At 42.8% G+C, this 6,956-nt stretch carries 10 protein-coding genes and 1 pseudogene; 6 read left to right on the top strand and 5 right to left on the bottom strand.

The window, feature by feature from the left end:
* From LC574_RS19090 to LC574_RS19075, 4 genes and pseudogenes are all read left to right on the top strand, one after another.
* A partial coding sequence (locus LC574_RS19090; RefSeq protein ID WP_229454963.1) for a phosphotransferase enzyme family protein occupies window positions 1–1,014 on the top strand: 1,014 nt, incomplete at its 5' end.
* Window positions 1,015–1,381: 367 nt separating this feature from the next.
* Complete coding sequence (locus tag LC574_RS19085) at window positions 1,382–1,600, top strand: hypothetical protein (protein ID WP_118163017.1); 219 nt, start codon at window positions 1,382–1,384, stop codon at window positions 1,598–1,600.
* The gene (locus LC574_RS19080) at window positions 1,597–1,881 is read left to right on the top strand and encodes a type II toxin-antitoxin system YoeB family toxin (protein WP_229454962.1); all 285 of its coding nucleotides are present in this window, start codon (window positions 1,597–1,599) and stop codon (window positions 1,879–1,881) included. The genes LC574_RS19085 and LC574_RS19080 overlap by 4 nt, the downstream gene beginning before the upstream one ends.
* A 110-nt stretch (window positions 1,882–1,991) precedes the next feature.
* A pseudogene (locus LC574_RS19075) lies at window positions 1,992–2,660 on the top strand (isochorismatase); the annotation flags it as partial.
* Between the two features lie 49 nt (window positions 2,661–2,709).
* Here the strand turns inward: LC574_RS19075 and LC574_RS19070 are convergent.
* Window positions 2,710–2,853, bottom strand: a complete 144-nt coding sequence (locus LC574_RS19070) for a hypothetical protein (protein ID WP_229454961.1) — start codon at window positions 2,851–2,853, stop codon at window positions 2,710–2,712.
* A gap of 11 nt (window positions 2,854–2,864) precedes the next feature.
* The gene (locus LC574_RS19065) at window positions 2,865–3,758 is read right to left on the bottom strand and encodes a M23 family metallopeptidase (RefSeq protein WP_229454960.1); all 894 of its coding nucleotides are present in this window, start codon (window positions 3,756–3,758) and stop codon (window positions 2,865–2,867) included.
* Window positions 3,759–3,818: 60 nt separating this feature from the next.
* Between LC574_RS19065 and LC574_RS19060 the strand changes: the two genes are divergently transcribed.
* Both LC574_RS19060 and LC574_RS19055 read left to right on the top strand, forming a co-directional pair.
* Window positions 3,819–3,974, top strand: a complete 156-nt coding sequence (locus LC574_RS19060) for a hypothetical protein (protein ID WP_229454959.1) — start codon at window positions 3,819–3,821, stop codon at window positions 3,972–3,974.
* A gap of 148 nt (window positions 3,975–4,122) precedes the next feature.
* Entirely contained in the window at window positions 4,123–5,331 is a 1,209-nt protein-coding gene (locus LC574_RS19055) for an HhoA/HhoB/HtrA family serine endopeptidase (RefSeq protein ID WP_229454958.1), read from the top strand.
* A gap of 312 nt (window positions 5,332–5,643) precedes the next feature.
* On the opposite strand, the gene LC574_RS19050 is transcribed toward LC574_RS19055, so the two are convergent.
* The 3 genes from LC574_RS19050 to scpB all read right to left on the bottom strand — a co-directional run bounded on the left by LC574_RS19050 (window position 5,644) and on the right by scpB (window position 6,750).
* Window positions 5,644–5,991 (bottom strand): DUF760 domain-containing protein, encoded by a 348-nt coding sequence (locus tag LC574_RS19050; protein ID WP_229454957.1) that lies wholly within the window; start codon window positions 5,989–5,991, stop codon window positions 5,644–5,646.
* 62 nt (window positions 5,992–6,053) lie between these two features.
* On the bottom strand, window positions 6,054–6,224 hold the full coding sequence (locus LC574_RS19045) for a hypothetical protein (protein WP_229454956.1): 171 nt from the start codon (window positions 6,222–6,224) through the stop codon (window positions 6,054–6,056).
* On the bottom strand, window positions 6,214–6,750 hold the full coding sequence (scpB, locus tag LC574_RS19040; protein WP_229454955.1) for an SMC-Scp complex subunit ScpB: 537 nt from the start codon (window positions 6,748–6,750) through the stop codon (window positions 6,214–6,216). Before scpB ends, LC574_RS19045 begins: the two co-directional genes overlap by 11 nt.
* Window positions 6,751–6,956: the final 206 nt, after the last annotated feature.

The raw sequence follows: 6,956 nt of genomic DNA, 5'->3' as shown, positions 1-6,956 counted from the left end.
GGTAATTCTATGACCCAACCTGCAATACCTGTAATTCACTCAATTCCTGATGGGGCGGCTTTAATTACCAGTGTACTCTGTGAGTATCCAATCCCCAAACCTCATAGCTGTAAATTATACAAACGAGGTCTAAATGATACTTATCTAGTGATAACCGAGAGAGAAAAGTATATTTTGCGAGTTTATCGGCGTGGGTGGAGGAATAAAGAAGAAATTGATTTTGAACTAGAATTACTAGTATTTTTGCATGAGCAAAAACAGCCAGTTGCATACCCTATTGCTAGAAAAAATGGTAGCTTTACGACAAACATTTTAGCACCCGAAGGCGTGCGCTATGTAGCAGTATTTAACTACGCACCTGGTCACGCAGTTGATGACAAACTTGATGGTAAACAAAGTTATATTTTGGGAGGGGTACTGGCAAAAATTCATCAGAAATTAGACAATTTTAAAAGCAGTTTTAGCCGACCCGCATTAAACAACGAATACTTGCTCGATTGGTCAATGAGAGCAATTACACATCTCTACAAACATAGAAAAAATGATATTGATTATCTTCAAAAAGAAATAATAAAAATCAAAAGCCAACTCGCAGGATTTCAACTACATCTAACAGCGCCTGAATATGGAATTTGTGTTGGAGATGTACATTCAGGGAATGCTCATTTTACAGAACAGAATGAACCTACTTTGTTTGACTTTGACCAGTGCGGCTATGGTTGGCGTGCTTTTGAGATTGCGAAGTTTTTGCACGTAGCGTTGAAAATAAAGATAGATATGACAGTCAGAAACAGTTTTATTGAAGGATATCAAGCTATTCGTAAACTCAGTGAGGCTGAACTCGCATCAATTCCTGTGTTTGTGAAAGCTGCTCATATTTGGGTGATGGGAATCAGCACAAACGTAGTTGGCGATGTTTTGCCTTATGGTTGGTTTACAGATGAGTGGTTAGATCAACGTTTGGCAATGTTGCGAAGTTTGGATGAGAGCGATAACTTTATTAAGCTTTGCTAACGCTAAATTTATGTTTTCATAAGTAAGTCTGTGCGAATAAATCGAAATCTGTTAAGTAATGTAAAATTATTATAATTGAGTTCGTAGTAAGGACTTTAGTCCTAAAAGAAGGACTGAACTTATTAAGTAGTAGAACAGAATTAATTACACAACGTCATTGCGAATGGAGCGAAGCGGAATGAAGCAATTCGCTTGCGGCTGGGATTGCTTCTCTTCGCTCGCAATGACTGTAAATATTTTTGTCCATCTACTTACTACAAACCTTTAATTATTTACGCTGTTTTACTTAATACAAATATACTATTGAGTAAACAGATTACACACACCACCAGCTAAATTAGACTTATCATCAAATTCTTTAACGCCCATGCTAGAAAAAACATCTACATTCCAGAAAGCTATAGAAGCAGTAGAAGCATTAGATCCAGAAGCTCAGGCTATTCTTGTAGATATTATCCAAAAGCGTCTCAAACAACAGCGACGGGATGATTTATTAAAAGAAATCGCGCAAGCAGAAAGTGATTATGCTCAAGGTAATGTCCGGCGTGGTTCAGTTGCAGATTTGATGGCGGAGTTAGACGAGTGAAAAATTTGGTTTGGAGTCCGACTTTTGTTCGTGCTTTTAAGCGTCTAGTCAAGAAAAATCCTGAGTTACGTTCTCAAATTGAGCAAGTATTACAACAAATCGCTGAAGACCCATTTCAACTCAGTTTACGTAGTCACAAGCTAAAAGGCGATTCATCGGGTAGATACTCATGTTCAATTGATTATCGTAATCGGATTTTATTTAAATTTGTTACAAATCCTGAATCAGGAGAGGAAGAAATTTTGTTGCTAACTTTAGGTTCCCATGATGAGGTTTACTAAGTAAGGCATTATATTTAACTGAGGCAAGCTTAATAATTACAACATAAATGCAGAATTATATGAACACCCAAACAATAACCCAACTACCAATTCCTCCTCACTTTAACCCCAATAAAGTCGGCGAACATCCTACTCCAGCAGCTACTAACATTACCCCAACAGACATCGAACAAGGTATCTGGAAAGTTAATCCAGCAGTTGCTGACAGTGTTACTAATGGGGATTATGAATTATTAGAAAAACATACTTACCATTACGTTAAGCAACTCAGTCAAGACGGTAAATATCCCCTAACAGTTTGGCCTTATCATTCTATGTTGGGTGGTATTGGTCATGCTTTAGTTTCATCAATAGAAGAAGCCATATTTTTCCACTGTATTGCTCGTCAGAGTCAGACGCAATTTGAAATTAAAGGTGAAAATCCCTTAACAGAAAACTATTCCATTTTGCGTCCAGAGGTGTTGGAAGATTTTGAGCAACGTCCACTTGCTCTAAAGAACACGCGCCTGATTACGCAACTTTTAGAATATGATGCAGTAATTATTGGTGGTCAAGCTAAAAGTCACTGCGTCGCTTGGACAATTGACGATTTATTAACAGAAATTAAACAGGTAGATGCCACCCTTGCTCAAAAAATCTATTTGCTAGAAGATTCTACTTCGCCTGTTGTTGTTGCCGGTGTTGTGGACTACACAGAACAGGCAGATGCAGCATTTGCAAGGTTTGCAGAGGCAGGAATGCACATTGTAAAATCTAGCGAATTTGGGAATTGGGCATAGGGCATGGGGCACTTGTACTGAGCGAAGCCGAAGTATTGGGCATTAGTCATTAGTTATTAGGCATTGGGCATAGGGCATGGGGCACTTGTACTGAGCGAAGCCGAAGTATTGGGCATTGGTCAATATCATAGTTCTTCTTCCCCTGCTCCCCCTGCCTCCCCTGCTTCCTCATCCCCCATTCCCTATTCCCCACTCCCCATTCCCTCATTTCTTCAAATAACCCTTTGGATCTTCTGCTACCCAACCCAGAGATGAGCTAGAACGCACTTCAAAATGGAGGTGCGGTTGACCGGAGGTTGGTTTTCCGCTAGTGCCTACTGTTCCCAGTAAGTCTCCTTTTTTTACTTGTTGACCGACAGTAACCTTGATACTGTCAAGCTGGGCATAGCGGCTTTGGAGTCCGCCACTGTGGTTAATAATGACCAACTTGCCATAGGAACCTTGGTCATTAGCAAAGGCTACGGTTCCAGGCGCGATCGCTAGCACATCTGTACCAACTGGTGCTAATAAATCAACACCACTATGGAAGAAAACTTCACCTGTAGCAGGATTAATTTGCCAGCCGTAAGCTAATCCCACATTTGCCACTTCCCCCAAAGGATATCCAGACAAGGATGCACGGTTTGGCGTACCTGCATCAGTAGGTAAAGGGGATTTAGTTACAACACCATTGGGCGACCAATTTACCCCCGGAACAAACACAATTCTGGGGTCTTGTTGGCAGCCATTTACCTCAAAAAGGCTATCAGCACGAACTTTGTATTTCGCTGCCACTTGTCGCCAAGTTTGACCACGAGGCACTTCAACGACAATCCCATTGTAGGGAGGAATCTGAAGTACACTACCAACGGCTGCGATTGCACCGCTCTGCAAAGCTGGATTCATGCCAATAATAGTTGTAGGTAAGAGATTGTAGCGCTGGGCTATGCTCTCTAAAGTTTCGCCACGAACAACTTTATGGCGTTGGAAGCGAGATAGGGCTGGAGTTGGGCAACCACCCACAGCAGCCTTGGCGCTGTTGATGTTTGGCAGTATGGATACTAGGCTCAAGGCGCTAACTAAGCTACAGAGAAACAGTTGACGAAAGGGTAAAGTCATGTATACAGGTCAAGAGCGCATTAACTTTAAATTTTAGATGGGAAGAGTAGGGAGTGGGGAGTGGGGAGTGGAGGAGTAGAGGGAGCAGGGGGAGATGAGGGAGACAAGAAGATTAACAATTCAAAATTCAAAATTCAAAATTCAAAATTCAAACATTTTAAACATTTCAGACGGAGATTTAAACTCCGACTAAAACTGATGCTACATGTGATATAGGGGTCTTAAACCCTTTAATTTACGATAACCAATGCCCAATGCCCAATCCCCAATGCCCAATTCCTCGTAAATTGATCTGTCCACTTGCCGTTAGCTTGACTACACTTAGAAGTTAGCAACTGCATTTCTGTCCTTAAGCAGAATGATTATGAAGTTATCCTTAAAGCAACTGGCGGTTTATGTATTTTTACTGGTGTTTGGCTGTGGTGCAGGTTTATTTGGCAGTCGCTATCTCCTGCTCAAAAATTCTTCGTTCCAACAGTTAAAAAATGTAACAATGGCTTCGCCTCCAGAATCTGTAGTGCCAAATTCTTCTAACGGAGCGATTGGGGCTACTGGGGGCGATAATGTGAATTTTATTGCGACGGCAGTGCAAAAAGTTGGCCCGGCTGTGGTGCGAATTAATGCCACTCGCAAAGTCGCCAATCCTATCTCTGACGCTTTGAAAAATCCCCTCTTGCGGCGATTCTTTGGAGAGGATGAGCAACCAATTCCCCAAGAACGCATTGAGCGCGGTACAGGATCAGGATTTATTTTGAGCGAAGATGGAGAATTACTCACTAACGCTCATGTGGTAGCTGATACAGATACAGTACAAGTCACCCTCAAGGATGGTCGTAGTTTAGAGGGTAAGGTGGTAGGAGTTGATTCGGTGACAGATGTGGCGGTGGTGAAAATAAAAGCGGATCATCTACCGACTGTGAAATTAGGCAATTCGCAAAACTTAATACCAGGACAATGGGCGATCGCTATTGGCAATCCTCTAGGTTTAGATAATACTGTCACTATCGGCATCGTCAGCGCTACAGATCGCACCAGCACTCAAGTCGGTGTCCCAGATAAGCGAGTTAGCTTTATCCAAACTGATGCCGCAATTAACCCTGGTAATTCTGGTGGCCCCTTGTTAAACGCCCAAGGCGAAGTGATTGGTGTTAACACTGCTATCCGCGCTGATGCTCAAGGACTCGGTTTCGCCATACCCATTGAAACCGCCGCCCGCATCGCCAATGAACTTTTTACCAAAGGGCGTGTGGAACATCCCTTTTTGGGTATTGAAATGGCAGACCTTTCTCCCATCAGAAAACGGCAGATTAATCAAGAAAAACAGCTCAACATTCAGCAGGAAGCTGGGATTGTGATTAAAGAAGTCACAGACGATTCTCCAGCCAAGCGTGGAGGACTGCTTCCTGGAGATGTGATTCAAAAAGTTAACGGTAAACCAGTCAAAACCTCAGCCCAAGTCCAGAAGCTCGTAGAGTCCAGCACAGTTGGAGACATAATAGCTATCGAAGTCAACCGTAGCGGTAAAATTCAAACCTTCAAAGTACAATCAGGAGCTTATCCTGAAAGGAAATAGTCAAAATCATTCGTAATTAATAATGACGCTCTCTACGAGAGGCTAAAAGCGAACGCGGACTCGCTACTGCTGCGCTAACGTAATTCGTAATTGCAAGACACTCGCGGACTCGCTTTGCGCGTCGCTATCAGTGGAAGCTTTAACTCTCCACAAATGTCTTGTTAACCACTGAATTAAAAATTCAGTGTGGGCTGCTGTAACCTTTTTAATTACGAATTACGAACTTGTACTGAGCGTAGCCGAAGTATTACGAATTACGAATTAGTAATTATTTGGTCAATAGTTCCAGAATGTTTGACTACTGACCATTGATTATTGATCATTAGACAAATGCTCTAACTGCATTCTTTGTTCCATCTGGCGCAGAAAATACCCTGTCATCATTGCCGACGCTAGAAGCCCAGCTAAGTTCTCCCGATCTGTTGTGATTTGCACGTTGAAATTTTCTGGCGGGAGCATTCCCACAAGCCCTTGGACATTTTGCGAGATGATTTGTTTAATTTCGGGGCTGGCGGACTGAGCAATCCTGGCTAAAACATCAGGAGACTGATGCTGTAGATATTTGAGTAACTGATTGGGGTATTGCTCAGAGTGGTCTGAAAGAAGTTGATTAGGGTGTTCCTCAGAGTTGTCATTTAAAAAGTCAGGATTAAACACCATTGGCAGTTTTATTTAGCTTAATTGCTAACTCTACTCTAAACCATAGTACAAGGGTAGCGCATTCACCACAGGTATAAGTCAAGAGGAGGGGAGTGGGGAATGGGGAGTGGGGAATGGGGAATGGGAAATGGGGAATGGGGAATAATCAATAGTTCTTCTTCCTCTACCTCCCCTACCTCCCCTGCTCCCTCATCCCCCTCATCTCCCTCATTCCCCCACTCCCTACTCCCCACTCCCTACTCCCTCCAGTTCTAGTTCTAGTTGTTCTTCCTTCTGGCTACTGGAAAGTATTTGGGGGAGTTGTTCGATTTGGAAATATTGATGAAATTTCGGGGTTACTTGGAGTGAATAGGAGCGAGAATCGCTGTCTCGGCGCTTTCTGATGAAACCAAGTTCTACGAGTTCTGGGACGTGCTGATATACTCCTGAGCCGCGCAGGTTAATCAAGTCGCTCTGGAGTATGGGACTATTAAGGGCGATCGCAGCCAAAGTCCGTAATGCACCTACACCCAATTCTACTGGTATCATCGTTTGCACTAAATCATGAAAATCAGACCGTAGTTGCAAACTGTAACCATCTGGAGTTTCTACTACCTCTAAGGCGCTATCTCGGTGGGCATAGTTGTCCATTAGTTCAATTATGCCTTCTTTGACAGTGGCGCGATCGCACGCGGCATACTCGGCGATTTCGCCGAGCGACAAGGGTTTACCCTTTAAATACAGAATTGCTTCTATCTTCGTCGCTGTGGCTGTAATCATTTAGTTATGAGTCATTAGTCATTGGTCATTGGTCATTAGTACATGACAACTAATAATCAACAAGTGTGTGGCATTATATCGTAAATTGTCAAAATATTGTTTGAAACTCTCAAATTGGGCATTGGGCATGGGGCATTGGGCATTGGGCATTGGTTATTAATTCTTCTCCCTCATCCCCCTCATCCCCCTCATCTCCCTCATCCCCC

The organism is Nostoc sp. CHAB 5715, assembly GCF_020829685.1.
Classification (GTDB): Bacteria; Cyanobacteriota; Cyanobacteriia; order Cyanobacteriales; family Nostocaceae; genus Nostoc.
The sequence above is the reverse complement of the archived record's forward strand: the minus strand, read 5'-3'. Positions and strand labels throughout refer to the sequence as shown.

Excerpts from the sequence above, each read along its gene's own strand:
- LC574_RS19085 (WP_118163017.1), top strand. The coding sequence starts at position 1,382 with ATGCTAGAAAAAACATCTACATTCCAGAAAGCTATAGAAGCAGTAGAA.
- LC574_RS19065 (WP_229454960.1), bottom strand. The coding sequence starts at position 3,758 with ATGACTTTACCCTTTCGTCAACTGTTTCTCTGTAGCTTAGTTAGCGCC.
- LC574_RS19055 (WP_229454958.1), top strand. The coding sequence starts at position 4,123 with ATGAAGTTATCCTTAAAGCAACTGGCGGTTTATGTATTTTTACTGGTG.
- LC574_RS19050 (WP_229454957.1), bottom strand. The coding sequence starts at position 5,991 with ATGGTGTTTAATCCTGACTTTTTAAATGACAACTCTGAGGAACACCCT.
- scpB (WP_229454955.1), bottom strand. The coding sequence starts at position 6,750 with ATGATTACAGCCACAGCGACGAAGATAGAAGCAATTCTGTATTTAAAG.